General features: G+C 59.5%; 25 protein-coding genes and 1 pseudogene. 11 read left to right on the plus strand and 15 right to left on the minus strand.

Annotated elements, in window-relative coordinates:
* The first annotated feature begins 64 nt into the window (after window positions 1–64).
* Window positions 65–982, plus strand: a complete 918-nt coding sequence (locus AC13RC_RS06535) for a LysR family transcriptional regulator (protein ID WP_113366291.1) — start codon at window positions 65–67, stop codon at window positions 980–982.
* Between the two features lie 170 nt (window positions 983–1,152).
* On the opposite strand, the pseudogene AC13RC_RS06540 reads toward AC13RC_RS06535, so the two are convergent.
* Window positions 1,153–1,278: pseudogene (locus tag AC13RC_RS06540) on the minus strand (LLM class flavin-dependent oxidoreductase); the annotation flags it as partial.
* A gap of 156 nt (window positions 1,279–1,434) precedes the next feature.
* Here AC13RC_RS06540 and AC13RC_RS06545 point away from each other — a divergent pair.
* Window positions 1,435–2,787: an FAD/NAD(P)-binding protein gene (locus tag AC13RC_RS06545; protein ID WP_488556775.1), complete on the plus strand. Its 1,353-nt coding sequence runs from the start codon at window positions 1,435–1,437 to the stop codon at window positions 2,785–2,787.
* Between the two features lie 33 nt (window positions 2,788–2,820).
* On the opposite strand, the gene AC13RC_RS06550 is transcribed toward AC13RC_RS06545, so the two are convergent.
* From AC13RC_RS06550 to AC13RC_RS06565, 4 genes are all read right to left on the minus strand, one after another.
* A complete protein-coding gene (locus AC13RC_RS06550; RefSeq protein WP_488556776.1) occupies window positions 2,821–3,852 on the minus strand; it encodes an NADP-dependent oxidoreductase in 1,032 nt (343 codons plus the stop codon).
* A gap of 127 nt (window positions 3,853–3,979) precedes the next feature.
* Complete coding sequence (locus tag AC13RC_RS06555) at window positions 3,980–4,825, minus strand: VOC family protein (RefSeq protein WP_113396485.1); 846 nt, start codon at window positions 4,823–4,825, stop codon at window positions 3,980–3,982.
* Between the two features lie 139 nt (window positions 4,826–4,964).
* Window positions 4,965–5,159, minus strand: coding sequence for a hypothetical protein (locus AC13RC_RS06560; RefSeq protein WP_113331247.1), 195 nt, complete (start codon window positions 5,157–5,159; stop codon window positions 4,965–4,967).
* Between the two features lie 12 nt (window positions 5,160–5,171).
* Window positions 5,172–5,369, minus strand: coding sequence for a hypothetical protein (locus tag AC13RC_RS06565; RefSeq protein WP_113331329.1), 198 nt, complete (start codon window positions 5,367–5,369; stop codon window positions 5,172–5,174).
* A 400-nt stretch (window positions 5,370–5,769) separates the two neighbouring features.
* Between AC13RC_RS06565 and AC13RC_RS06570 the strand changes: the two genes are divergently transcribed.
* The 8 genes from AC13RC_RS06570 (at window position 5,770) to AC13RC_RS06605 (ending at window position 14,796) form a co-directional block, all read left to right on the plus strand.
* A complete protein-coding gene (locus AC13RC_RS06570; RefSeq protein WP_488556777.1) occupies window positions 5,770–7,395 on the plus strand; it encodes a TIGR04028 family ABC transporter substrate-binding protein in 1,626 nt (541 codons plus the stop codon).
* Window positions 7,396–7,456: 61 nt separating this feature from the next.
* Window positions 7,457–8,398: an ABC transporter permease gene (locus AC13RC_RS06575; protein WP_488556778.1), complete on the plus strand. Its 942-nt coding sequence runs from the start codon at window positions 7,457–7,459 to the stop codon at window positions 8,396–8,398.
* Window positions 8,398–9,315 (plus strand): ABC transporter permease, encoded by a 918-nt coding sequence (locus AC13RC_RS06580; RefSeq protein WP_113366296.1) that lies wholly within the window; start codon window positions 8,398–8,400, stop codon window positions 9,313–9,315. Before AC13RC_RS06575 ends, AC13RC_RS06580 begins: the two co-directional genes overlap by 1 nt.
* On the plus strand, window positions 9,312–10,991 hold the full coding sequence (locus AC13RC_RS06585) for a dipeptide ABC transporter ATP-binding protein (RefSeq protein ID WP_488556779.1): 1,680 nt from the start codon (window positions 9,312–9,314) through the stop codon (window positions 10,989–10,991). The genes AC13RC_RS06580 and AC13RC_RS06585 overlap by 4 nt, the downstream gene beginning before the upstream one ends.
* 4 nt (window positions 10,992–10,995) lie before the next feature.
* A complete protein-coding gene (locus tag AC13RC_RS06590; protein WP_113421144.1) occupies window positions 10,996–12,048 on the plus strand; it encodes a putative FMN-dependent luciferase-like monooxygenase in 1,053 nt (350 codons plus the stop codon).
* A gap of 26 nt (window positions 12,049–12,074) precedes the next feature.
* Window positions 12,075–12,704: a CMD domain protein gene (locus tag AC13RC_RS06595; RefSeq protein ID WP_113421143.1), complete on the plus strand. Its 630-nt coding sequence runs from the start codon at window positions 12,075–12,077 to the stop codon at window positions 12,702–12,704.
* 23 nt (window positions 12,705–12,727) lie between these two features.
* Entirely contained in the window at window positions 12,728–13,330 is a 603-nt protein-coding gene (locus tag AC13RC_RS06600; RefSeq protein WP_488556780.1) for an alkylhydroperoxidase domain protein, read from the plus strand.
* A 104-nt stretch (window positions 13,331–13,434) separates the two neighbouring features.
* Window positions 13,435–14,796, plus strand: coding sequence for an LLM class flavin-dependent oxidoreductase (locus AC13RC_RS06605; protein ID WP_113421141.1), 1,362 nt, complete (start codon window positions 13,435–13,437; stop codon window positions 14,794–14,796).
* Window positions 14,797–14,979: 183 nt separating this feature from the next.
* Here the strand turns inward: AC13RC_RS06605 and AC13RC_RS06610 are convergent, their stop codons facing one another.
* The 3 genes from AC13RC_RS06610 to AC13RC_RS06620 all read right to left on the minus strand — a co-directional run bounded on the left by AC13RC_RS06610 (window position 14,980) and on the right by AC13RC_RS06620 (window position 18,417).
* Window positions 14,980–15,750: an SDR family NAD(P)-dependent oxidoreductase gene (locus AC13RC_RS06610; protein WP_488556781.1), complete on the minus strand. Its 771-nt coding sequence runs from the start codon at window positions 15,748–15,750 to the stop codon at window positions 14,980–14,982.
* Window positions 15,751–15,805: 55 nt separating this feature from the next.
* Window positions 15,806–17,005 carry an arabinose transporter gene (locus tag AC13RC_RS06615; RefSeq protein ID WP_488556782.1) on the minus strand — a complete coding sequence of 400 codons (1,200 nt, stop codon included), beginning with the start codon at window positions 17,003–17,005 and terminating at the stop codon, window positions 15,806–15,808.
* Between the two features lie 62 nt (window positions 17,006–17,067).
* Complete coding sequence (locus AC13RC_RS06620; protein ID WP_488556783.1) at window positions 17,068–18,417, minus strand: amidohydrolase family protein; 1,350 nt, start codon at window positions 18,415–18,417, stop codon at window positions 17,068–17,070.
* A 109-nt stretch (window positions 18,418–18,526) separates the two neighbouring features.
* On the opposite strand from AC13RC_RS06620, the gene AC13RC_RS06625 reads away from it, so the two are divergent.
* On the plus strand, window positions 18,527–19,438 hold the full coding sequence (locus AC13RC_RS06625) for a LysR family transcriptional regulator (protein ID WP_488556784.1): 912 nt from the start codon (window positions 18,527–18,529) through the stop codon (window positions 19,436–19,438).
* Window positions 19,439–19,654: 216 nt separating this feature from the next.
* Here AC13RC_RS06625 and AC13RC_RS06630 read toward each other — a convergent pair whose 3' ends face one another.
* Genes AC13RC_RS06630 through AC13RC_RS06660 form a run of 7 tightly spaced genes read right to left on the minus strand, consistent with a single transcriptional unit; the run spans window position 19,655 to window position 26,350 of the window.
* Window positions 19,655–20,896 carry a Zn-dependent hydrolase gene (locus AC13RC_RS06630; RefSeq protein ID WP_113388574.1) on the minus strand — a complete coding sequence of 414 codons (1,242 nt, stop codon included), beginning with the start codon at window positions 20,894–20,896 and terminating at the stop codon, window positions 19,655–19,657.
* Window positions 20,893–21,735: a BtpA/SgcQ family protein gene (locus AC13RC_RS06635; RefSeq protein WP_488556785.1), complete on the minus strand. Its 843-nt coding sequence runs from the start codon at window positions 21,733–21,735 to the stop codon at window positions 20,893–20,895. The genes AC13RC_RS06630 and AC13RC_RS06635 overlap by 4 nt, the downstream gene beginning before the upstream one ends.
* Window positions 21,732–22,646 (minus strand): PfkB family carbohydrate kinase, encoded by a 915-nt coding sequence (locus AC13RC_RS06640; RefSeq protein WP_145323183.1) that lies wholly within the window; start codon window positions 22,644–22,646, stop codon window positions 21,732–21,734. Before AC13RC_RS06640 ends, AC13RC_RS06635 begins: the two co-directional genes overlap by 4 nt.
* 5 nt (window positions 22,647–22,651) lie before the next feature.
* Window positions 22,652–23,422, minus strand: coding sequence for a glutamine amidotransferase (locus tag AC13RC_RS06645; RefSeq protein ID WP_113421133.1), 771 nt, complete (start codon window positions 23,420–23,422; stop codon window positions 22,652–22,654).
* 26 nt (window positions 23,423–23,448) lie between these two features.
* The gene (locus AC13RC_RS06650) at window positions 23,449–24,537 is read right to left on the minus strand and encodes a phosphotriesterase family protein (protein WP_488557037.1); all 1,089 of its coding nucleotides are present in this window, start codon (window positions 24,535–24,537) and stop codon (window positions 23,449–23,451) included.
* 5 nt (window positions 24,538–24,542) lie between these two features.
* Window positions 24,543–25,550 (minus strand): ABC transporter permease, encoded by a 1,008-nt coding sequence (locus AC13RC_RS06655; RefSeq protein WP_488557038.1) that lies wholly within the window; start codon window positions 25,548–25,550, stop codon window positions 24,543–24,545.
* Between the two features lie 2 nt (window positions 25,551–25,552).
* Complete coding sequence (locus AC13RC_RS06660; RefSeq protein WP_113353532.1) at window positions 25,553–26,350, minus strand: ATP-binding cassette domain-containing protein; 798 nt, start codon at window positions 26,348–26,350, stop codon at window positions 25,553–25,555.
* Between the last annotated feature and the right edge of the window lie 29 nt (window positions 26,351–26,379).

Raw genomic sequence — 26,379 nt, forward strand, 5'->3', positions numbered from 1 at the left:
CCTAAGCTAGGCCATGTTCCGCTAATGCGTTATATAGCAGGGATGGATAGGATAATGCCGAATAATGGATAGATCGGACATCACGCTCGAACGCATTCGCACCTTTGTCCGCGTCGCCGAACGCGGCAATCTGTCGGCTGTGGCGCGTGAGTTGAACATTGGTCAGTCCAGTGTCACGCGGCATGTGCGTGAGCTTGAGGAAGCCCTCGGCGTGGCGCTGTTGAGCCGCACGACCCGTCGTGTCACGCTCACCGAGGAAGGCGGGCTTTACTATGCCAATGCCATCCAAATCCTGCGCCTGCTGGAACAGGCGACCGATGAAGCGCGAAGCGCGCGGAGCGTCTCCGCCGGCACGGTTCGTATCTCCTGTACGGCGGCGCTCGGCGTCCGGCATGTCAGTCGTTTAGTCTTCGCCTTTCAGGATCGCCATCCGGACATCGCAGTCGACTTCAGCCTGACGGATGAACGCGTTGATCTCATCCGCGAAGGCGTGGACATCGCGCTGCGCCTCGGTCCGCTCGCCGACAGTTCGATGAAGCTGCGGGCGATCGGTCAAAGCCGGCGCGTCCTCGTCGCCTCTCCCGCCTATCTGGCAAGCCGTGGCCGGCCGTCGACACCCGAGGAGCTCAAGAACCACGAGGGCGTCCGCATGTCGAACGTTGCAGGAAGCGAATCTCTCGCGCTTGAGCGGGCGGGAGGCACGCGCCACGTCGTGCCTTTCAACGGGCATCTGCGCGTTGATCACGGGCTCGCCGCGCGCGAAGCCTTTATCGCGGGTCGCGGCCTAGGCCCCGCTCATATCTGGCTGGTGGACGACCTTCTCGCGGACGGCCGGCTCGAAGCGGTGCTGCCTGACTACGCTCCACCGGCCGTGCCGTTGAATATGCTTATCGCGCCCGAACGAACCGGCATCGCGCGTGTCCGGCTGCTGGTCGAGTTTCTGGCAGAGGGAATGCTCCGGGTCCCCGGTATAGAGCGGTAACGAACAGGGAGTTGGACCGCTTGCCTGAAGCACGCCGCGCCGCTTTCGAAGCCTCCGCCATATGGCGCGGAGCTCAATTGGATCTGGCGCCGCGGCGGAGATGGCATAGAGGCAGCGGTCTTGATCAAGAGGAAATCTGGACAAGCCTCTCGCGATTTCGACATCCGTCGTTATGCGGTAGACGGCCAGCCGAGACTAGGGGCCACCTGAGCGGGATTGGTCAATAGCCGCACATTCTCCGCAGGACCGAAAGTGGGCGGCAGGAAGAGAGCAATCTCGTCGGCTGCCGCCAAGCCAGACCCGCGTCCCGAACCCAAGCGCGTAGGGCGCATCCAATATTTCCCCCGCAATGCCACCATCACATGTTGGATCGGAAATCATCTGCCCTAGATCAGCGAAAGGGAGATATCGGTAATTGTCTTGCCTCTATTCGAAAGCGGAAAAGGCCAGCGATGATCTATGATGCCGTTGTCGTGGGTTCTGGTTTTTCCGCCATTTCCACCGTTTGCAATCTCGTAGAGCTGCTCCCTGAAACGGCATCGATCGCCATTGTCGGCGACGATCCTGGCTTTGGTCGCGGGACCGCCTATCGGACAGAACTCTATTTGCATCGCCTGAACGTGCCGGCCGGCCGCATGAGCTTGTTTCCGGATCGTCCGAATGCCTTTGTCGAATGGCTGCGGGAACGCAGGCGGCCGCTGGACGCGGGAGATTTCGCCTCCAGGCAGGACTATGGCCTGTATATTCGAGACAGTTTGGCCGCTCTGCTGCGTAACAGGAAACAGCGTTGTCGGGTCGACTTCATTAAGGCCAAGGCGACGGGATGCGTTGAGCGATATGGTTCCGCGCTTGGCTTTATTTTGGACAACGGCAATGAGATCGCCGGGCGAAGCGTCGTGCTCTGTCTCGGCGTTGGCAATGCGCAACTGCCGTTTGATGTTTCCCGACTATCCGCGGACGCGCGCTCCCATATCATCGAAAATCCATGGCGGCTGTCATGGTTGAGACGGGTGGGTAAGGCCGATACGGTCTGTATCTTGGGTTCGGGACTGACGATGATCGATCAGGTTTTGGCACTGTTTGCCCACGGTTTCACCGGCAAGATAATCGTATTGTCACGGCGCGGCCTCGTTCCGCACGATCATGTCAGCCATCCCAAGTCGGCGGTCGACATCGACGTCGAAGCCTTGCCCACGCGGATGAGTGAACTCCTGCATGTTCTCCGTCGCGAGAGCAAAGATGCGGGGGACTGGCGCAGGGTCATGGATGGCTTACGCCCGAAGACGCAAGCTCTCTGGTCGAGATTGCCGGAGATCGAGCGCCGTCGCTTTTTACGCCATGCCTTGCCGTGGTGGAACATTCATCGTCATCGTGTTGCTCCGGATGTGTTCCGGCGGTTTGAAAGGATGCTGCAAAACGGCCAGGTTTCGATCCGAGCCGGACATCTGCGGAATGTCGAGAAAACCAAGGCTTTAACCGTACATTACCGGCCTCGCGGCGAGAGCTTTACAGCATCCATCGAGGCGGACTGGATCGTGAATTGCACTGGCATGGAACGAGCAGGCATCGCGCATTCCCCATTGCTGCAGGAGATGCAGCGCAAAGGCCTGATCGAGGCGGATCCGCTTGGTCTCGGATTGGTGGTCGATGCTCGCTCACGCATCCCTGACTCGAGCGGCAAGGAAGCAATCATCTATGCCGTTGGCGCGCTGACCGCTGGTCAGTTCTGGGAAATTACCGCCGTGCCGGATATCCGCGTGCAGGCAAGAAAAGTCGCCGAGGCCATTGCGGATGGATTGCGGTGAAGAACCGATATCCACCTACTTGACGGCGGGGGATCAGCTCTGTGCGACACGCACGATCAGCTTACCGAAGTTCCGCCCTTCCAGAAGCCCGAGAAAAGCCTCCGGAGCGTTTTCGAGCCCATCTACGATGTCTTCCTTATATTTGAGGCGCCCCTCGGCAATCCATTTTCCGGCTTCGCGATAGAAATCGGGGCGTTGATCGGCGAATTCGCGCTGTATGAAACCTCGGATGGTCAGGCTTTTTCTCAGGATGGCGCGCATCACCGCAGGCAGTTGGTCTGTTCCGTGCGAGGTGGACGGGTCTTCGTTATAATGTGCGATCAGTCCGCAGACCGGAACGCGCGCGAAATCGTTCAGCAATGGAAACACCGCGTTCCAGACATGTCCGCCGACATTTTCGAAATAAATGTCGATGCCGTTCCGGCAAGCAGACGCGAGCCGGGCTTGAAAATCGTCGGCCCGGTGATCGATCGCGGCATCGAAGCCGAGTTCGTCGCGGATATAACGGCATTTGTCCGGGCCGCCTGCAATACCAACTACTCGCGCACCAAAGATCTTGCTGATCTGCCCGACGGCCGAGCCGACCGCGCCGCTGGCGGCGGCCACGACCAATGTCTCTCCCGCCTTGGGCCGCCCGATATTGCGCAGCCCCGCATAGGCGGTGAAGCCCGGCATTCCGAGAATGCCGAGTGCCGTCGAGATCGGCGCCGCATTCGGGTCAAGCTTGCGTAATCCCGCGCCGTTTGAAATCGCATGGCTCTGCCAGCCAGAATGGGAGAGGACGATGTCTCCCGGCGTGAACTCCGTATTGCGTGATTTGACCACGCGCGCAACGGTTCCTCCTTCCATCACGCCGCCAATTTCGACCGGCGCGGCATAGGATTTCGCGTCGTCCATCCGGCCCCGCATATAGGGGTCGAGGGAAAGATAAAGGATCTGCAGAAGAACCTCGCCTTCGTCGAGATCCCGCAAGGTTTCCTGTTCGAGCCGGAAGTTCGTCACGACCGGTTTTCCAACGGGACGGGAGGCAAGCACGATGCGGGTGGTGACGGGCTGATTGGCCATGTGGAATTCCTTGTCTTAAGTTCTGCTTCCGGACGCGACGCAATCGCAATGCCGGATTTCGCAATCTCGGTTGCAGCCGTCCGAGCGTTCGTGCCGTATCACCGTGTATGAGCGTCGGTCTTCCAACTCATTTCTTGAACCATAGTGCGACTCCATTGGCGGCATCGGCATCAACAAGCAGGCCGCCCTCGAAGGCGCGAGGCGAAAAGCCTCCTTGCGCCAGCACATCTGCGGTTGCTTCAACCGATCGTACCTTCAGCCCCAGCGCCACTTTTCTTTCGTCGCCGTCAAAGCTTGCCGGAATGGCGGAGCCGAACCGGGAGGCGGCGTCAGCCTCGGACAGGATATGAAGTGTGACGATGCCGGCGTGAATTGCAATGCCGTCCCTGCTGATTTCAGGCGCGGCGGTATTGGCAAATCCGCCTAGCAGTTCGGTTAGCGCTTCGGGAGCGCGGCTGACGATGAAGACATCGACGATATCGAGAACACCGTTGGGGTGGCTCTGATCTCTCTGCTGCCACACCAGCTCCGGCGTATTGTGCTGGCAGAAAAAGAAGCGGCCATTGGAGATCGCCTCCTTGCCGATCTGGAAGGTGCGGAAACTGGCTGACTTCTCTATGCCTCCCACGTTGACAGGGCGCGAGAAGTCCCGCCATTCGGTGACGGATTTGCCGGCATCGCCCAATTCGCGTTGCAGGCTGGCTGCGTCCGTGGTTCGAAAGGCAAGTCCGTTCAAACCGATCGGATAAGACCAGAGATCGGTGCGTTTGTCATCACTGTCAGGCGGAAATCCGAGTAGCTCCAGATAGTTCTCGCCGAACACGGCAAGATGATTGATGGAGCCCAGGGTATGGTAACCTCGTGGCGTCAGCGCGAAGCCGAGTTTGCGATAGATCGCAGCCGCCTCGTCCAGCCGATCAAGGACGCCAATGACGGCGTGATCGAGGATGAGGGGTTGGGCAGTAACAGCCATTGGGGGCTCCCGACATAGAGGTATGTTAAATTGCGGTCTTTGCGCCGCATTCGGCATGCCGCGGCTTTGGTGATCACATCAGCAACCGTGTTCGCGGGCCGAACGGGAGCGGCTGCTGAAATGCGTCGAACAGGATTGGCTATCCACGGTAAGGCTGACGTCGATGCGAACCGATCTCATGAGATAGTTCGACGGATTTCGATTGCAGCTCATGGCTAGTACCGTCATCGACAAGATCATCGAGAATGAGCGCCCGATATTCTTGCGCCAGCAGCCTTGTCTCGATCTCGTCGCGTTGTGCCGAGAGGCGAAAGAAACGACGCAGCCTGCTCATGATATGCCTCCTTTACGCGGCTCGGTTGAGATTGCCAGACGTTGTGGATACCAACTTGTGGATTGCTCGCAGCACGTCGGAGGCGGCGGCAAAATGTTGGCCGTCAAGGTCATAGACGTGAAACTTGACCGCGATGAACCTTAGCGCGCCCTTGTCCGGAACGACGATGCCCACCGGAATGCCGGCATATTCAATCACCTGTCTGGTCATTTTCATCACCCCTTGAAATGGATTCTTCCGAACGAACGATCGGCGGCGTTCTAAGTTCGATTAGTCCATTAATTTAGTGGATTATATATGTAAAAGATGCGGTGAGCTATTCGCGGCGGTGCCAAATAGTCGGGCGATAGGGGAAAACAATTCTAGTAGAAGAGGTTGAAGGGTATTGAGGAACGTGCATTGGAGATTGCGAAATTGTTTCTAAACGTCCGAATATCGCGCCGCTCGCTTCAAGCGGATGCCAACCCCATCAAGGAGCCATCGCCTATTCAACCTCGTGATATACCCGCGCGTTCGTTTCCTGACTTGCGACCAAATTAGAATATTAATTCTATAGATAGCTTGGTGTTTGCCGTAGTTTGATGCGCGTTTTCATACAGAGGCTTACACAATGGGCATCAAAGCCAAATTCAAGGCGGCAAGTTTACTAAGCGTGTGGCTATTGGTGGCGCCGTCGGCATTCGCCGATGACCAGCCGGTCAAGGGCGGCACGCTGATTTATCTTGAACAGCAGGCGCATACGAACCTTTACCCGCCGGCGGGCGGCTTCTATCCGAATGGTGGCATTCTCAACCAGATCAGCGACAAGCTCACCTATCAGAACCCGAAGACGCTCGATATCGAGCCGTGGATCGCCGAATCCTGGACAGTCAACGACAAGGCGACGGAATATACGTTCAAGATCCGCAAGGGCGTGACATTTTCCGACGGTTCTCCGCTCGACGCCAATGCCGTGGCGAAGAATTATGATACGTTCGGCCTTGGCAACAAGGAGCTGAAGCAGCCGGTTTCCGAGGTCATCAACAACTACGATCATAGCGAAGTCGTCGATCCCTATACGGTCAAGTTCTACTTCAAGAAGCCGTCTCCGGGTTTCCTGCAGGGAACCGCCGTGATCGGATCGGGCTTGGTTTCCCTAAAGACGCTGGCATTGCCTTTCGACCAGCTCGGCGATGCGACGAAGATCATCGGGTCCGGCCCCTTTGTCGTCGAAAGCGAGACGCTCGGCAAGCAGCTCTCGCTGAAAGCGCGGACAGACTATAACTGGGGTCCAAACAAGTTGGCGCATCAGGGCCGGGCCTATCTGGACGGGATCAAGTACATCATCACCGGCGAGGACAGCGTGCGCATCGGCGCATTGCTTTCCGGCCAGGCCGATTTCATCCGTCAGCTGCAGGCCTATGACGAGAAGCAGGTGTCCGATCAGAATTTCGCGATCTATGCGGCGCCGACACGCGGCGTGAACGACAGCGTTGCCTTCCGCCCGGACAATCCGCTCGTTGCCGATATTAGGGTTCGCCAGGCACTCCTGCATGCGACCAACAACAAGGAAATCGTCGATACGCTGTTTTCGGCAAATTATCCGCAGGCGAAATCGGTCATTTCGTCGGCCGCGGCCGGCTACACGGATTTGTCGTCGAAGCTGACCTACGATCCGGCTCTTGCTGAAAAGCTCCTGGACGAAGCCGGGTGGAAGAAGGGCGCGAGCGGCGTTCGCGAGAAGGGTGGCAAGCCGCTTTCGCTTGCCGTCTATGAATCCTTGCCCCAGCCGCAGAACAAGGCCGTGCTGCAGCTCGTTGCGCAGCAATGGGCCAAGCTCGGTGTCAAGCTGCAGGTTCTTGCCGGAACCTCGGGAAATCTGGTCACCGACAATATCGATCCTGCCAAGACTCCGCTGGTCGTCGCCGAGGTCGGCCGTGCCGATCCCGATGTCATCAAGAGCCAGTTCTACCCCAAGAACCGCGATGCCCTGCTGCAGAAGGGCGGCCTCAATCCCAAGGCGACCTTCTCGGATGACAAGCTGAACGGCATCCTGGAAACCGTCGCCTCCGAAACGGATCGCGACAAGCGACTGGCGGCGGCGAAGGCGGCGCAGGAATATCTGCTCGATCAGGCCTATGTCATCCCCTTCTTCGAGGAGCCGCAGGTCTTCGCTGGCGCGCCTTACGTGAAGGGGGTCGCATTCGAGGCCGTGGGACGCCCGTCCTTCTACAGTGCCTGGCTCGCTGAACATTGATGAAAAGGGGCTGGCCCGGCGTGGTGCCGGGCCCTCCTTCATGCGAAGACATGGTAGTGGCATGGCAAGATACATATTATCGAGGTTCGGGCAGGCGCTGTTCGTCTTATGGGCGGCCTTCACCGTTTCGTTCGTTTTGCTGCAGTCGCTGCCTGGCGACGCGGTGCTGATCAAGTTCCAGAACCCGGATTACGGACTAAGCCCCGAACAGCTTGCCGATATCAGGGCGGCTTATGGCGCCGACGGATCGTTCCTGCATCAATATCTCCATGCGGTCCGGAATTTTTTGACGGGGGATTTCGGCTATTCACTGCAAGCGGGCGTTCCGGTGAGCTCGCTGCTTGCCACCAATCTGCCACCATCCCTTCTGCTTGCAGCATCGGGGTTTGCGGTGGCGACACTTCTCGCCGTTCTGATCGCAATCGCCTGCAATCTCTCCGGTTTTGCCTGGCTGCGAAGCCTGATCCAATCCATTCCGTCGCTGTTCATATCGGTGCCGACTTTTTGGCTCGGCATCATGCTCATTCAGATATTCTCCTTCCGGCTTCGCTTCGTGCCGGTCATCAATCCCGGACCCTGGGAGGGTCTTTTCCTGCCCATTCTGACCGTCGCGGTGCCGATTTCCGCTCCGTTGGCGCAAATCCTGCTGAAGAACATAGACGAGGTCCTGACGAAGCCATTCGTGCCCGTGGCTCGGGCCAAGGGACTTTCGCATGCCAAGGTCCTGTGGCGCCACGTTGCCAAGAATACGCTGCTGCCGGTTCTGACCGTTGCCGGATTGCTGTTCGGGGAACTGATCGCCAGCGCGGTCATCACCGAAACGGTCTTTGGCCTCAATGGTATCGGCGGGCTGACGAAACAGGCCGTGGACAGTCAGGATGTCGCCGTTCTTCAAGCGATCGTCGTCATTGCCGCGACCGCTTTCGTCGTCATCAACCTTGTGGTCGATCTTCTCTATCCCGTGCTCGATCCGCGTCTGAAAACCAAGTTGGGAGCTGTGTGATGGCAACGATCGAAACCGCCCGACATCATCCAGACCTCGATGCGTCCGACCGGAAAGTCAGTGTATCGCCCGTGACGCCCGAGACCGATGTTCGTGAGAACGCCGGAGCTGGCGGGCGTTTTCCCCGCATTCAGCCTGGTCTCTTCCTTGCGTGCCTTATCCTCGCGCTGGCTATCCTTTGGGCATTCCTCCCCAGTCTCTTTACGATCTACAACCCTGTGCAGGGACTGCCCGGGCAACATCTACGACCGCCCAGCGCCACCCATCTCCTGGGGACGGATTCGCTCGGGCGGGATCTCTATGCCCGCATCGTCTATGGCGCAATTCACTCGCTATCGGGCGCGCTCGCGGCCGTCGGTATCGCGCTTGTGGCCGGCACGACGCTCGGCGTCCTTGCTGGATCATTTGGCGGCAGGATCGAGACGGTCATCATGAGGTTGGTCGATGTCATGCTGTCGATACCGGATCTTCTCTTATCGCTCAGCATCATCGTTCTGCTCGGTTTTGGCACCGTCAACGCCGCGATCGCGGTCGGCTGCACGCTGATCGCCAAGTTTGCCAGATTGGTTCGCTCCGAAGTCGTCACCGTGCGCCGAAGCGAATATGTCGAGGCCGCCTTCGGCAGCGGCGGCACCTTCCTCAAGGTGCTCTGGCGTCACATCCTGCCGAATTCGCTGACCTCGGTAATCGCCTTCGCGGCACTTCAGGCCGGCTGGGCGATCCTGCAGCTCGCGACGCTCGGCTTTCTCGGCTATGGCGCGCCGCCACCGACACCGGAATGGGGCCTGCTGATCGCCGAAGGACGCAATTATATCGCAACCGCCTGGTGGCTGACGGCGGCGCCCGGTCTTGTCGTCGTCCTGGTGGTTATTTCCATCAATCGCATCAGCCGGGCAATCGGGAGCATTGGGAAATGACGGCTCCGATCATTGAAACCATTGAGGAAGAGGGTGCGCCGATCCTCGATGTGGCGGGCCTCAGGGTCGCCTATCGCGACAGGAGCGGCCAGCGCACGGTGGTTCACGATATTGGCTTTGAGGTTCGCGCCGGCGAAGTGGTCGCCCTCGTCGGCGAATCCGGTTCAGGCAAGAGCTCCACCGCACAGGCGTTGATCGGCCTTCTGCCCGAAGGCGGCATTCTCCAGCAGGGAAGCATCCGCCTGAACGGCCAGGATATTGCCGGCTGGCCGCAAAGGCGGCTGGATGGCATTCGCGGCTCCGTCATCAGCCTCGTGCCGCAGGATCCGGGCAATTCGCTCAATCCGGTGAGGACGATCGGCGAACAGGTCGCCGAAATCCTGACGGTGCATGGCCGGGCGTCTGGAGCGGCTGCTCGCGTTCAAGCGATCGAATTGCTGGAACGTGTCGGCCTCAGCCAGCCTCAATTGCGCGCCAGGCAGTATCCCCATGAGCTCTCCGGCGGCATGCGTCAGCGCGTGTTGATCGCCATTGCCATCGCGCTGAAACCTTCGCTGATCATCGCCGACGAACCCACCAGTGCCCTGGATGTGACGGTGCAGAGGCACATTCTCGATCTGATCGACGATCTGAGACGGGAATATGGCACGGCGGTCCTCTTGGTGACCCATGACCTCGGGGTCGCCGCCGATCGATCCGACAGGTTGATCGTCCTGCAGCACGGCCGTATCCAGGAGCGGGGGCGCACGGCCGACATTCTCGCAAACCCGCGAAGCAACTATACGCGCCGCCTGCTTGCCGACGCGCCATCGTTGAATGCGCGGCCGAAGGCCGCGCCGGCACACCCGGTTGCATCCGTCGCGGCGGACGACGACATCGTCGTGGTCGATAGGCTGGTGCAGGATTTCGGTGCCGGTCGCGGCGGCAGTTTCCGGGCGGTCGACGATGTCTCTTTTCGCGTTCGCCGCGGCAGCACCCATGCAATCGTCGGTGAATCCGGCTCCGGCAAGACGACGACGATAAGGATCGTTTCCGCGTTTCAGAAGCCGACTTCGGGCCAGGTACTGATCGACGGGCTCGACCTGGCTTCGTTGCGCGGTGAAGCGCTGAGGCAGCTGCGCAAGAAGGTCCAGCTCGTCTATCAAAATCCCTATGGTTCGCTCGACCCACGCCAGACGATTACGGGAATCGTCGAGGAGCCGTTGTTGAATTTCGAACGGCTGCCCCGCAGTGAGCGATTGGCGAAGGTGGCGGCCACTCTCGACAAGGTCAGGCTGCCAGCCGACATATCGCAACGTCGGCCGCATTCGCTTTCGGGAGGGCAGCGCCAGCGCGTCGCGATCGCCCGTGCGCTGGTGCTCGATCCGCGGATCCTGGTGCTCGACGAGGCTGTCTCCGCGCTTGACGTAACGGTGCAGGCGCAGATCCTCGATCTCTTGGGCGAGTTGCAGCGCGAGCTTGGGCTGACCTATCTGTTCGTCTCCCACGATCTCGCCGTCGTGCGACAGATCGCGGACACTGTCTCGGTGCTGAACGCCGGGCAGCTGGTCGAGACGGGTCGCGTCGAAGACGTCTTTTCCAATCCAAGCAGCCCATACACACGCGAGCTGATCGATGCGGTGCCAGGCAAGAAGTTTCCGCGGGCGACCGCGCCCGTCCTTATCAATGCAGGATGATCCCATGAGTACGCCAACATTACCGAAGCGACTGGGCTTCTTCAGCCGGGTCCTGGACCAGGTGGATGCCGGAACCCGCTATAGGCTGGTTGCCGAGCAGATCATCCATGCCGAAAAACATGGCTTCGACACGGCCTGGGTGGCGCAGCATCACTTCAACGGAGACGAAGGCGGCCTGCCTGCGCCATTGGTGTTTCTCGCCGCACTGGCCCCGCAGACCTCGCATATTCGTTTGGGCACGGGTGTCATCACGTTGCCGATGGAGAACGCGGTGCGGGTCGCCGAAGATACGGCCGTGCTCGACAAGCTGCTCGGCGGACGGATGGAGGTCGGCTTCGGAACGGGCGGCACCCCGCAGGCCTTCCTTCCCTTCGGCCTGGAAAGCAGCCAGCGCACGGAGGTCTATGGCAATCATCTTGCTCTCGTGCGCGATGCCTGGGCGGGCGGAGAGCTTGCGGGCGGCAACCGCCTCTATCCTGCGGCACCGCATTTGCGCGACCATGTGTGGCAGGCGACATTTTCCGTTGGCGGCGGCTTGCGTGCCGGCCGCGATGGGGACGGGCTGATGTTGTCGCGCACACAGCCGCGGCCGATCGAGACGCCGCACGCCAAGCTTTGGGACCTGCAGAATCCGATTATCGATGCCTACCTGTCTGCGTTGCCGGCAGGGCGTCAGCCGCGGATATTGGGTTCACGGAGCCTCTTTGTCGCCGATAGCAGGAAAGAGGCCCTTCATTTCGCCGATATCGGCTTGAGGCGGATCGTCGAACACTTCAAGGCGGCGGGCTTCGTGATCCCAGGCGAAACCACGGCTGATTTGATTGGAGCCTTCGATGTTCACGTCGGCACCCCCGACGACGTTATCGCGTCGCTTCAGGCAGACACGGCATTGGCGCGGGTCACGGATCTGGTCTTTCAAGTGCATTCCGTCGATCCGCCGCATGAACATATCCTGCGCTCGCTGGAACTGACGGCTGCTCATGTCGCCCCAGCGCTTGGTTGGGTGCGGCAGAACCTAACCGGAAAAGAGCGCCGCTTGGCGGCGCAAGTCCAATAGCAGTATCCGAAGAGAAGGCATCGACCATGACTTTGCAGACCAGAGACGTCATCGATTTTCTCGCGGGAATAGATCCTGGGTCCGATCTTGACGGCCTTCGGGCACAACGGCCCGAGACGCGCCTCAATGCTCAAAAGAGCTATGAAGCTCTTTTCGAGCCCGAGCATTGGGGAAGCGTGACCCCGGCGGAGCGCTTTGCCGTCGCCGCCTTTGTCGCCGGCCTCCACAAGGCGCAGGAGATCGCGAATTTTTATTCTTCCAAGTTGCGGGATGAGGCGCACGGCCCGGAGCTCGTCGCCATCATCTCCGCGGAGCTGGAGGTCGGCGATACAACCGGACCTTACGGCCATTATCCGGCTGGCCCGCTTTCCCGCGAGGACCGGCCGGGCTTCGTTTATGAGGTTTCGGGCGAAAGCCGGAAACTTCTGGACCTGAAGCTCAGCGCGGCGCTCGAACACAGCCATCTTCTGGTCTTCCGTCCGAGGGAGGCGAGTGCCGCGGCGCTGCAGAAGCTGCTGGACTCCGGCTGGACGACCACGGGCATCGTTACCTTGTCACAGCTGGTCGCATTTCTCGCGTTTCAGATCAGGGTCGTTACAGGCTTGAGGGCCTTGGCTGCCAATCCAGCCGATGTCGGACATGTCGCGCAAGCCTGATCGCACGAACAAGGAATCCTTTCATGACCGAAACCGTAATTCATCCCGAAATCGCAGACCGACCAAACGCCTTCACTCAAGCTGAAATCGGCTGGACACCCTGGCTGCGGCCGCTTGATGAGGCGGACTTGACCGAGCGCCACTGGGCAGGCCTTGTGGATGCATCCCGCGCGAAGTCGCCGTATTTCATGTTGTTGGTACGCGATCCCGACATTCTCCAGGCCCGTACCAAGACGGACAAGGATATCTTCTACAATGTCTCGGCCGGCCTTCCTCGTGCTGAGCGTGAACTGGCCGCCACGGCCGCATCGCGGGCGAATGGCTGTATTTTTTGCGCATCGGTCCATTCTCGCTTCGCCGCCCATCATTCCAAGCGGACGGATGACGTGCAGCGTCTGCTGGATGATGGGCTTCAGGCTGATCTTGGCAGTCGCTGGAATGCGGTTGTCGAGGCTTCAGCCGCGCTCACCGCGACGCCATCGCAATTTGGAGCCAACGAGATCGTCAGATTGCGCGAGGAGGGCCTGGATGATCTGGAAATCGCCGACGTGATCCATGGGGCTGCCTTCTTCAATTGGGCAAACCGATTGATGCTATCGCTCGGCGAGCCGACACCAGCGGTCTGAAGCCGACGTTGTCGTGATTGAGCAGCGGAAGCTCGTCTGGAGGGCGGCTATGTCGATGGCAAGCGCTACAATACGGCGCGATCGAAACTGAAACGACGGACGAGATGGTCACGCAAAGAAAAAAGATACTGCTCAACGCATTCAACATGAACTGCGTCGGCCACATCAATCACGGGCTATGGACCCATCCGCGAGATCAGTCCGATCGCTATAAGACGCTGAGCTATTGGACATCGCTTGCGGCGACGCTGGAACGCGGCCTTTTCGATGGCATTTTCCTGGCCGATATTCTCGGCGTCTATGACGTCTACCAGAACTCGGTCGATCTAACGTTGCGCGAATCCATTCAGTTGCCGCTCAATGATCCCTTGTTGCTGGTATCCGCCATGGCGGCCGTGACGCAGCATCTTGGCTTTGGTGTAACAGTCAATGCCAGTACGGATGCGCCCTATGTTTTTGCGCGGCGCATGTCGACGCTCGATCATCTGACCGATGGGCGCATTGGCTGGAATATCGTAACCGGCTATCTCGACAGTGCCGCGCGCGGCTTGGGGCTCGATATGCAGATTGAGCACGATACCCGCTACGATCGCGCAGACGAATATCTCGAACTCCTGTACAAATTCTGGGAGGGAAGCTGGGAAGACGACGCGGTTTTGGCGGACAAGAAAAAGCGCATCTATGCCGACCCATCAAAAGTCCATCAGATAGATCATCAGGGGCAATTCTATCGTTCGCGCGGCTATCATCTTGCCGAACCGTCCATACAGCGTACACCGGTTCTTTATCAGGCGGGTACATCCGGTCGCGGCAGGCAATTTGCTGCCCGTCATGCCGAATGCATCTTCATTGCAGCCGCCGACAAGAACGCAGCACGCGCCGCTGGCCGGGCGCTGCGCCAGGCGGCTGTTGCCGCAGGGCGAAAGCCCGATGACGTGAAAATCCTTGTCGGCATAACTGTCGTAACGGATCGCTCGGCCGCCGCGGCGCGGGAAAAATATACGGACTACCTCTACCATGCTAATCCTGAAGCCGGGTTGGCGCATTTTTCGGCGAGCACGGGTATCGATTTTTCGCGTTACGAGCTCGACGAGACTATCGTCTATGGACCGTCCAACGCCAGCCAGTCAGCAACGCAAACTGCGCAGCAACGAGGCTGGACCAAGCGGCAATTGCTAGGGGAACTGTCCATCGGCGGCCGGTATCCGGTCATTGTCGGCGATGCCGCAACGGTCGCGGATGAGCTTTCCGCGTGGATCGATGAGGGGGAGATCGACGGCTTTAACCTCACCCGCACGGTGGCGCCGGAGGGCTTTGAGGATTTCGTTGATGTTGTAGTGCCAGCCTTGCAGGATCGGGGTCTCTATAAGACTGCGTACGCGGAAGGTTCACTGCGGCAAAAGATCTTCGGGGAAACCGCTCGCCTGCCGGAACGTCACTGCGGGGCGTCTTATAGACGGCGATAGTCAAGCTTGTGGATTTGAAAGGTAGAAACACGTGACGCCCGGAATTCTCTGGACGTGTCGTTTCGGCGGATCGGACCAGATTACGGCGAAGGAGAGTATGCTGGCTTAGTGTTCTTTCGAGTCCCGAATGCTTCCCGTGCGAGTTCCAATAGATTTTTAAAGATCTAAAAGACCGACGGTGAATTATTTCGGCAAAGTCACGCCCGAGATCTCCTCGCAGATTGCGATGAGGCTGTCTTGAAGCGCTGGATCATGAGCCTGCGGGTTCGCGGTCCGACGCTTCAGATGATAGAAGTATTCTCCCGTGACATCCGCCTTCGGGTCGTCGCCGGCTGCCAGCCAGGCTTGAGTCAGATGGGCCTGTGCCATGTCATCAGGTGCGCCAGGGCCGCCCATCTTGGTCGGAACCCATCCGGGCTCCAATGAATTCGAGAACACGTCCTTCCAACGTCGCGCGATCGCGAATGCGAGCATTGCGTCGTGCAGCTTGCTTTCGGCATAAGCCTCTGATCCGTTCCACCTGCGACGCTTCCAGAGAATATCATCGAGATTGGCATCCGCATGATGGTGCATGCCGGACGACAGGTAGACTAGCCGCTTCGGTGGCTCGATGAGCGCGGTCAGAATGTAGGCCGATAGTGTGTTTATGGCGAAGACATGCGGCAGCCCGTCGGAGGTGAGGCGATGAGCTTCGCGATAGCCGACGGCGGCATTGTGGATCACAGCATCGAACCGTCCGAGCCTGTTGACTTCGGCGGCGAGAATTTTTGCACCGGCGATGGTCTCGAGATCACCGATCACGACTGCCTCCGCCTTCGGAAGAGCGCGGCGGGCCTCATTGGCGCGAGCCGGATTGCGCGCATGAAGCACGACCCGGTGGCTTTGTTCGGTTAGACGTTCAGCCACCATGAGGCCGAGACCGGTCGACGAGCCGGAAATGAAGATGCGGGACATGAAAATCTCCTTTGATAGCCGGCGAGCAAGTCTCACAGGCAATGTGGAATAATGGTCAGGATTGCGAAGAGCGGGCGGTCTGGACAAGTGCGGCACCGGCGAGGGCGCAGGCGGCGCCAAAGAGGTAGACGGCCGCATATCCGAACTGTCCGGCGATGATGCCAGCGACCGGACCGGAAATGCCGTAGGCGATATCGAGAAAAGCCACGAAGCCGCCCATGGCGCTGCCACGATTGGCCGGAGGCACTCGCTTCAGCGCTTCGACGCCGAGAGCGGGAAAGATCAGCGCACAACCGAGGCCGGTGACCAGGGCGCCGGCAAGCGCCATCCATTCATTAGGCGTCACCCAGATCAGCGCCTGGCCGGCTGCAACTATCACCGAGGACCAGAATGCGATGCTATAGCCGCTCATTCTGTCGGGCAGCGAGCCGAATACGACGCGCACGAAGATGAAGCCGATGCCGAAGGCCGTCATGACCAAGCCGGCATTGTTCCAATGCTGGGCTGCGAAGTAGAGCGATGCGAAGGCGGTAAGACCCGACAGTCCCACTCCTTGCAGCATCAGCCCGGCCCCTTCGCGCCAGATTTGGCCGATGACCTTATGGAACGGCAGACGCGGGCCTGCCGGGCTCGTATAAGAGGTCGAACGAAATGCGATAGCGACTGCGAGTAGCGGGGCAAGGATGCAGGCGATCATTGCGGTCTCCAGGCCATAAGACTGATACAGAGCCATGCCGACCGGCGCGCCGATGGCCAGTGCCGCGAACATGGCAATGCCGGTCCACGACATCGACATGCCTGCGCGCTGTGGTCCGACCGAGGCGATCGACCAGGAGACACAGCCGGTGACGAAGAGGCTCTCCCCGAGACCGGCAATCAACCGCCCGACAGCAAGAATTGCAAGGCTGACATCGGGCGAGAGAATAGGCATGGCCGCCGCCAGATAGAGCAGCCCTGCGGTCATGCTGATTGCGGCACCTTGCAGGGCGGAACGCTGACCGCCCTTGAGATCGGTCAAGCGTCCCGCATAGCCACGACTGAGCACGGTAGCGAGGAATTGGATACCAATCACCAGGCCGACGACCAGATTGTTGAAACCGAGCTTGTCGTGGATGAAGAGCGGAATAACCGGAAGCGGGAGTCCGACCGCGAGATAGCCACAAAAGAGCGCGGCGATGATCCCCGGGGCAGGGCGGGAAAGATATGCGGGAGCGGCTTTCGCTTCCGTCGTCTCATTGATGAGAGATGCTGACATGACAGCCTCCATTCTGAAAAATCTGTGGGATAGCAGCGTCGCTGAAAAGCGGCGGCACCGATTCAGGCCGCTTCTTCGGGGGCGGGTGCGCCGAGGCGGTCCAGGCGATAGCCGCTCTTTTCCAGCAGGTAATCGCGCGACGCGGCGATCTCCGATGACAGCTTGATGAGATCGGTGCCGACCAGCTTTCCGCCATGCTTGCGGATCTCGCCGGCGACCATGACCGTATCGACATCCGAGTGCTCGACGGCCTGGACGATCGTGCCGACAACGTTGTTGACCGGTATGACGGCGACCCCGTCGGCACGCACCATGATGATATCGGCCTGCTTGCCGGGCGCCAGCGAACCGACCTCGCTCTCAAGTCCCGCGGCGCGTGCACCGTTCACGGTTGCCGCTTCAAGGACGCGCTCGACGGTGATCGGCAAGGGCACATTATCTTCGCCTCGGAATTTGCGGTAACGCATGGCCGAGCGCTGCTGCAGGAATAGGGCGTGCATCTCGCCGAACATGTCGCTGCCGAAGGCCGTGTCGAGATCGATGCCGATAGCCGGTGTCAGGCCATGGTCGATCGCTTGCTGATACGCGAAACTCTCGTCATCGAAACCGAACAGTGCATCGGAACGCGGGTTGACGGTAATGTTCACGCCGGCATTGGCAAAGAGGCGCCACGTCTCCCGCGGAATGCGGGTGCAATGATTGAAGATGTTGTGCGGGCCGAGCACGCCCTCTTCGGCAAATTCCGGGCCGAGCTTGGCTAGATCGCCGATGAACTCGGTCAGAATGCGCATATTCAGGCTGCGGGCGACCTTCCACCAATCGAGATTGAGCTGGCCGAACAGGCCGACACGCACAAGGCCATCGCCTTGGTTCCAGTTCTCCGCCAGCCGCTTCAGATCGCCTGGCAGGTGGGCGGCAGACGCCTTCTTGTCCATGGCGGCACCGACCATGTGCAGGGCGCGGATGCCGCTGCCATCGAGAGCGTCGAGCGCTGCGTCGGTATGTTCCGGGCTGCGGGAGGAATGGCAAGCGTCGATGACGGTCGTGATGCCGGCATCGAGACAGGCAAGCGCCGTAAGCCGGGTGCTGAGATACATATCCAGCGGTCGATAATGGCAGCCCAGCGTTTCCGCCACCACATCGATATAGGCAAAGAGATCGTGCACATCGGGCATCATGCGGCGCATTGCGCCCAGCCACATGTGATGATGGGCGTCGATCAGACCTGGCATGACGATGCTGTCAGAAGCATCAATAACCGTTGCATCGGTAACGGCGAAGTTCTGTCCGATGGCCGCTATTCTGCCGTGTTCCACGAGCAGGTCGCCGATGGCGAGATTGCCGACCGTCTTGTCCATTGTCAGTATGGTGCCGCCTTTGAAAAGCGTGCGGGGATGGTTGAGATTGCTCACGACTGGGTCCTTTCAGGTTTAAGGCACGGGACCGTTATCGCTCTGGAATGATCTTGAATTAAGTGCGTTTATGTCAGATGATTCCTGACCAAAAGTCAGGAGTCGGCACATGTCTTTTGATGGACGGATTCTCTCGGGGGTGAGCGTGTTTGCGGCCGTCGTTGAAGGTGGGAGCTTCGTCAAAGGCGCTGAACTGATCGGCATCACCGATTCCGGTGTAAGCCGGGCCATTGGCCGTCTTGAGACACGCCTCGGCGTGCGCCTGCTCGATCGAACGACGCGCTCGGTGACGCTAACCGACGAGGGCCGGCGGTTTTATGAAGAGGTGAAGCCGCACTTGAATGCGATCGAAGACGCTGCCGTGGTCGTATCCGGCGCGGCGACAGCGGTGCGCGGTCGCTTGAAAGTGGATATCGATCCATTCTTCCTGCCGCTCGTGCTCGCAGGCCGGCTTGGCGGATTCTGCGAACGCTATCCGGATCTATCTATCGAGTTCGTGACCAGAGAGCATGTCGGAGATCTTGTCGCAGACGGTATCGATCTCGCGATCCGGTTCGGCCAGCCTCGCTTTGCCAGCCTGATTGCGCGAAAGCTAATAGAAGCACCAATTCTGACCGTGGCGTCGCCTCGCTATCTGGAGCGCCATGGCCGTCCGGCGCATCCTCGCGACCTCTCCGTTCATCGCTGTCTGCAGTTTATCGATCCCTATACCGGGAGGCCATTCGAATGGGAATTTATCCGGGGAGGCGAGACAATCGATGTTCCGACGAGCGGACCGTTGACGTTCACCGACCCCAAGACCATGCTCGATGAATGCCTTGCTGGAACCGGCATTGCTCAGGTAATCGGCTGGGGAGTTGGGCAGGCATTGGCGACAGGATCGCTGATCGACCTCTTCCCCGACTGGCATGGCGAGCGTTTCCCGCTCTTTGCTTTCCAACCATCGCGCAAGCAGCCGCCAGCGAAGGTGCGCGCATTTGTCGATTTCTGCGCCGACATTACTGAGGAACTCGAACGTTAGGGGTTGGGGGATGCCGTATACCGCCGATTGATAGTGTGGGCGCTCCTTTTTGAGCGCCTGCGATAGTCGGCGGAGGGCGGCACCACTTTCCAGCCATTAAAGGCAAATCCATTGGCGCTCGCTGCAACGCGATCGGCATCGTCCGCCACTGCGTCCGCATGCCGTCGGTGATTCTATCGCGCTATCATCGGCCGCCTTAAGGGGGATGATCATTGCTCATCGAGCCAAGGAAAGGGCGGTCTCAAGCAGTACCTTCGCGCCTGTCTCGATGTTCTCCGAGGTGACAAATTCAGCCTCGTTATGGCTGATGCCGTTTCGGCACGGAACAAAGATCATCGCTGTCGGTGCAACACGACTGATGAAAAGTGCATCGTGGAAGGCGCCGGAAACCAATTTCATGTTGGAAACGCCAAGCCTTTCGCAAGCCTTGTCGATCACATCGACGACTGTCGTGTCAAATTGTCCGGGTGTCAAGTCGAAACGTTTTTTGATGAGCACATCGACCATATGGCGCATAGCCGACGCGCGGCATTCCGCGTCGATTTGAGCTTCTATGGAAGAAAGCACGTCTTCTCGCGGATGGCGGATGTCGATGGTGAATGTGACCGTGCTTGGAATGACGTTGACGGAACTGGGTTCGACGCTCATTCGACCAACGGTCAGCCGCGCCATCGGATCGGCAGGCATGACGAGGAGCTGCAGTTGCGCGATCGCCGCGACGGCCGCCGCCATGGGATCCTTGCGGAATTCCAGCGGAGTCGTGCCAGCATGGGCCGCCTCGCCGCTGAAGGTAACTTCGAGCCATCTGGTTCCTTGTACGCCGGTGACGAGGCCGATCGGGATGCCCGCGCGCTCGAGAACGGGTCCCTGCTCAATATGCATCTCAACGAAAGCGGACACCGCATGGCCGACCGGCTGCATCTTGGCTTCCGGCAGTGCCTTCAATGTCGCCTCCAATTCATCGCCAAGCCTGGCCCCGTCGGTGCCGCGCGCATCCTGCCACACAGCCATGTCGCCCGCGCCAATAAAGGCCATGGATCCCATGCAGCCGGGAGAGAAGCGGCTACCTTCCTCGTTGGTCCAAGACACAACTTCGACGGATCGTTCCGTAACGGCTCCGGCATCCTCAAGGGCTTCCAATACCTCGAAGGCGGATAGCGTGCCAAGCGCACCATCAAACCTGCCTCCCGTGGGCTGGCTGTCAAGATGGCTGCCAATCAAAACGGGCGGCAATGAAGGATCATGTCCCTCACGCCGGATGAACAGATTGGCAATCGCATCCTGGTTGGCTTTGAAACCGCGGGCAACGGCCAGTTCCGCAAGCCGGCGCCGGGCCGTCCTATCTCCGATGCTCAACGCTTGACGGTTCACCCCTCCCGCTGGCGTTGCTCCTATCGTTGCAAAATCGGCAATGCGCCGCAGCAGACGCTGCGCATTGATTTGTGGGTATGACGTCATCGATGGATGCCTGTCACGAAGTCTTTTACCCTTTGCGGATCGACCGCGTTCCACCAGACGCCATCATACTTCAGTGAGCTTGCAATGATCACACCATCGGCTACTGACAGAATGTCGTTACCATTTTCCGGCGTCACACCGCTACCGACGAGGGTCGGCAGCCCCGCCGCCCGCTTGATCATTTTGATGTAATCGAGATCGGCTGCATGCCCTGTCCTTTGCCCTGTGGCGATAATGGCATCTGCGTCAAAGAAGACGAGATCCTTGACCTGTTCCTCGATCGGTCGGTCCGCAACGATGGCATGCGCTCCATGTTTGACATGGGCATCGGCGAAGATGCGGATGCCATGGGCATTGAGCCGTGCGCGATAGCGCATTGCGCGGGCAGCTTCTCCCTCGATGAAGCCTTCATTGGCGACATAGGCGTTCGCCCATTGATTGACGCGCACGAAGCCCGCGCCTGCCGCACTGGCGATTGCAAGCGCCGGAATGGCGGCATTCGCAAGAACATTGATGCCGATCGGACCGCCGAGTTCGCGACGGATGCGATCGGAGATGACGGCCATGTAGGCCGAGGTTTCGGGGCCGATGTCATCGGGCTTGGAAAAAGGAATATCGCCGTGGTTCTCGATGATCACGGCGTCGCAGCCGCCGACAAGGTAGGCGCGGGCATCGTCAAGTCCGCGCTGGTAGACGGTCTCGATCTCCTCGCCGGAGTAGCGCGGCGCACCGGGAAGCGGCGCCAGGTGAACGACGCCTATGATCGCCTTTTCGCGCCCGAAAAGATCGATGAGCGCGTTGCCAGCTATCTGCCCGATGGGTTTCATTGTCCCACTCATGTGTTTTCCAGTTCTGATCTCTTGATGATGTCCGAAATTTCCACCCGCGAGGGGTAGGAGGCGAGCGTTCCAAGACGACCGACGGAGATGCCGGCGGCCTTGGTTGCCACGTTCGCGGCTGCGGTCAGGGGTTTTCCTTGTGCGAGCATGCCGACGAGGACGCCCGCAAAGCAGTCACCGGCGCCGCTGGTATCAACGACCGCGCTCTTGGGCGCTGCGAGGAAAACTGGTGTTTGATCCGCCTGATCCCATATGAGGCTGCCTTGGCTTCCAAGCGTCACGACGACGCTTCTCGCTCCGTTCTCCAAAAGCAGGTTTGCCGCTGCCCTTGGGCTTTCCATGCCCGTCAGCGCCGCGGCTTCGCCTTGATTGACGATGACAAGATCCACGTCGGCAAGATCCTCGACCGTCATGTCCGACAGAGGACTGGCATTGAGCACCGTCTTCAGGCCTGACCTCCCGGCAAGCTTCAGACAGCTGGCGGTGACCTCCCTGAACAGGTTGCCCTGCATCAGAAGGATGTCGCCCTTGCTCCAGGTCCGCGTCAGGGCCGATTGCCGGATCGGATCGAAGGCTCGCGCGCAGGCGACGGCGCTGACGATGGCGTTTTCGCCGGCTTCTTCCAGCAGGATCGTCGAACGGTCGGTGGAAAGAGGCAGGCGGATCAGTCGATCGACCTCGAGGTCGCTCTTCAACGTCTCGCTCACGCCATCCGCCATGTCGTCGTCGCCAAGCGCGCTCCAGAAGCACACCGCTGCCCCGCTTCGCGCCGCCGCCACGGCTTGATTGGCACCCTTGCCTCCTATGCCTTCAACGATCGAGGTCGCATTGAGCGTTTCCCCCGGACGCGGCAGGCGTGGCAGGCGGAAGCTCGTATCGACGCAGACATTGCCGACGACGTGGAGGCGCATGGGCGTCAGTCCTTGAGCGTTGCCCAGGCCAGCATCTGCTCGAAGAGCGTCTTGTAGCCGTTCCAGGCAATGAACTCCGGCGGCAGCCAGTGTGGACCGACATCCGAAGTCCAGACGAGTGTCCTGCCGGCGCCATAGGTGCCGGTTACCAAAAGTGGCTGCGAACCATATTCGCCTGAAACCGTCGCAAGCACGTCAGCTCCTGGCTTCGCCTTCACCTCATTGAAACCGAGAAGGTAGGGCCAATCTTTGCCGAGGCCTTTGAGAACCGGGTGGGTGTCATTGCCTGTCACGACGGGCGAAAACCCCTCGGGAACTTCAACGCGGTCATCGATGGCAAGGCAGGTTACCGGCAGCACCTCCTCCACTGGCGTTTTATGATAGCGCGCGCCGCCATTGATGCCTTGGAAGCTGTAATAGCCGCCGAACATCAGCAACGCGCCGCCATTTGTAACGTAATCGCGCAGCAGCTTCAGCCGGTTTGGCGTCCTCTTGGAATGAATCCAGGTATCAGGGTGCAATAGCAGCGTGTTTGCGCCGATATCGGACAGAACGACCGCGTCATATTCCGCGAGTGCTTCGGCTGTCAGCGGGAAATCACGCTGCGCCTCATGGGCCGGCATGAAGGTGACATCAAAGGCGCTGTCCTTCAATGCCTTCAGCAATTCGTCGGCACCGGTGTGATAGGTCACCGTCGGAAACTGATCGAAACCCTTGATATGGGTGGCGGTCGAAACCCATGATTCACCCGCCAGAAGAACCTTTTTCTTGCTCATGTCTGCTCCTTGGATGCACCCGACCTTCAGGCCGAGGCGGAAAATACCGATTGGGGATTGGTGATCAGCATTTGGTCGATCGCCTGCTGATCGACACCGTGACGCTTCAGTCGCGGCAGGAAATGCTTGAGAATGTAGCCGTAGCCGAAGCCGCCATAGCGGGTCAGCATGATCTTGAGAAAGACGTCCTGAGACAGAAGCAGCCGATCGGCGAAGCCCAGGTCTATGAGCGCCCTGATCGCCCTCGCGTTCTCCTCGTCCGATGGCGATTGCGCATTCTGATCGGCGTAATAATAATCCATGCCGATCATGTCGTATTCCAGGAAGGCACCGCGTTCCGCGAGGCTCTTTTGATATTGAAGATCATTATGGCTGGGATTCATGTGGCAGAGCACGGTGTGACGCAGGTCCGCGCCTTCATCCTCGACCACATCAAGGACGCGATGGGCAAGGCGTTCCCATCCCGGCAAATGGATGGATAGAGGCAGGCCAGTCAACCGCGAGGCTCGCGCCGATGCCCTCAAGGATTTTTGCTCCTCGGCTGTAAAGTCCTTGCTGACGCCGACCTCACCGATGATGCCTGCCATGATATCTGGCTGGGTTTCGCCACCGCCGACGTCGTTGACGATGAAGGCGGTGACCTCGTCCAGATCCATGCCCTTCAGCCACTCCGGATGCGTATGCTCCAGGTAGAAACCGGTTCCCATGATGATCTTCAGACCGGACATGCGGGCGATGCGGGCCAATTGTTCGGCATCGCGCCCTATGCCAAAGTTGGTGGTTTCAACCACGGTATGGCCGCCAAGCTTCTGGAAGCGGGAAAGTTCGGCTAGCGCCAGATCCCGATCATCCAGCGAGACGTTGTCGCGGTTCATATAGGGGTTCATCCGCAACTCGCCGATGATCTCTATTCCAACCGGCTGTTCGGCGATCGCCTTTTCGTCGGGATGGCAAGGGCACTTCCATGAGGTCGCTCCGTCAAGGAAGATGTGCTCATGCATGAGTGTCACACCCATGTCCGCGACCGGAATTGGGCCGAGCACGGTCATCGCGCATCCGGTATGAACGCCAATGGCGTGCCGCGTTCTGGCCCCCTCGGCAAAGAGATGATCCATCATGCTCAGCGGCCTCTTATCGCGCCTTTGAAAAGGCGGAAGTTCAACCAGATTGCCACGAGGATGATGACCCCGGTGACGATCGGCGTGAAGAAGGGCGACATGTGCGAGAGGATCAGGCCGTTGGCGATGACGGCAACCGTCAGTGCGCCGAGCACCGTTCCGACCACTGAACCGCGCCCGCCGAACAGGCTCGTACCGCCCAGTACAACCGCGGCGATGACATCGAGCTCGAAGCCTTGCCCGGCATTTGAGGAACCGGACCCCAGGCGCGCGGCAAGAATGATGCCGGCGACGGAGGCTGCCACGCCCGATATCACATAGACGAATAGGGTGACTCGCCGCGTGTTGACGCCGGCCCGGCGCACCGCCTCGGCATTGGCGCCGATGCCGGTGACGTATCGCCCGAACGGCGTTTCGTTGAAGGCGATATAGGCCGCGATAAGGGCGACGATCGCGATCATCGCGGGGGCAGGGATGCCAACGAACCACGCCTGGCCAATCGCGGTGAACGGGCTCTGCGGATCGACCGGAATCGAATAGCCACCGGTGATAAGCAGCGCCAGCCCCCTGATGACCGATAGTCCGGCCAGCGTGACGATGAAGGCGGGGATCCGCTCATAGGCGATGAAATATCCTTGGATTAATCCGGTCGCCGCGCCAAGGAGCATCATCAAAACAACGACAATCGGCCACGCGATTCCTGCCTGCAGGCAGGCGGCCGAAAGCGTTGCTGCAAGGGCCAATACGGATCCAACCGAAAGATCGATACCGCCTGTCGTGATGACGAAGGTCATGGCCGCCGCCACGATCAACAAGGGGGCGGATTGTCTGACCACGTTCAAGAGATTGGGAGCGGTCAGAAAGACATTTGTAAAGAGGGAGAAGAAAATGCAGACCGCGATGAAAAACAGGGCGATTGAAACAATGCCGCCATTGGCTATCGCCTTGTCGTAGAGGCGAGCCTTCCGCAGCCGAGACGACGTGTCGGTTTGGGCGTGAGAGGATGTCATGGTCATATGGAAGCGCCTCGCTCGGTATGTTGGCCGGCCGAGCGCGCGGAGAACTTGCGACCGACGATCAGGTTGACGACTTCTTCGATATTCGTTTCGGCGATAAGGCGCTCGGCGACGTTTTGCCCCTCATACATCACCTGGATGCGATCGCAGACGAGGAAGAGATCCTGCAGCCGATGCGTGATCAGAATGACGCTGACGCCGCGGGCGCTGACCGTGCGGATGAGCTCCAGCACCGCCTCGACTTCGGCAACAGCCAGGGCCGCCGTAGGCTCGTCCATGATGAGGACCGAGGGATTAAATGACGCTGCGCGTCCAATAGCAATCGACTGACGTTGGCCGCCCGAGAGATTTTCGACCTTCAGACGTGTGTCCGGTATGACAATGCCAAGCCCTTCCAGCATATGGCGCGCCCGTTCATGCATGGTCTTCTTGTCGAGGATTGGAATGCCCGCAAGCTTCCATTTCGGTTCACGCCCCAGAAAAAGATTTCCCGCCACGTCGACGGTGTCGCAAAGGGACAGGTCCTGGTAGACCATCTCGACATGCGCGGCGCGCGCATCAGCGGGCGAGGCAAAGGAAACGGGTTTTCCGTCGATCTCGATCGTTCCTGAATCCGGGATCACCGCGCCCGAAAGCACTTTGCTCAAGGTCGATTTGCCGGCGCCGTTGTCACCGACGAGGCCGAGGACCTCGCCCGGCTTCAAGGTCAACGACACATTGTCCAACGACTGCATCGTGCCATAGCGTTTGGAAATACCGGTCATCCTGACGCGGTAGGTATCAGCGTTTGTCATATCAATGCTGCCTTGCGGAAATGGCCTTA

The organism is Martinezella sp. CNPSo 3890, from assembly GCF_057784455.1.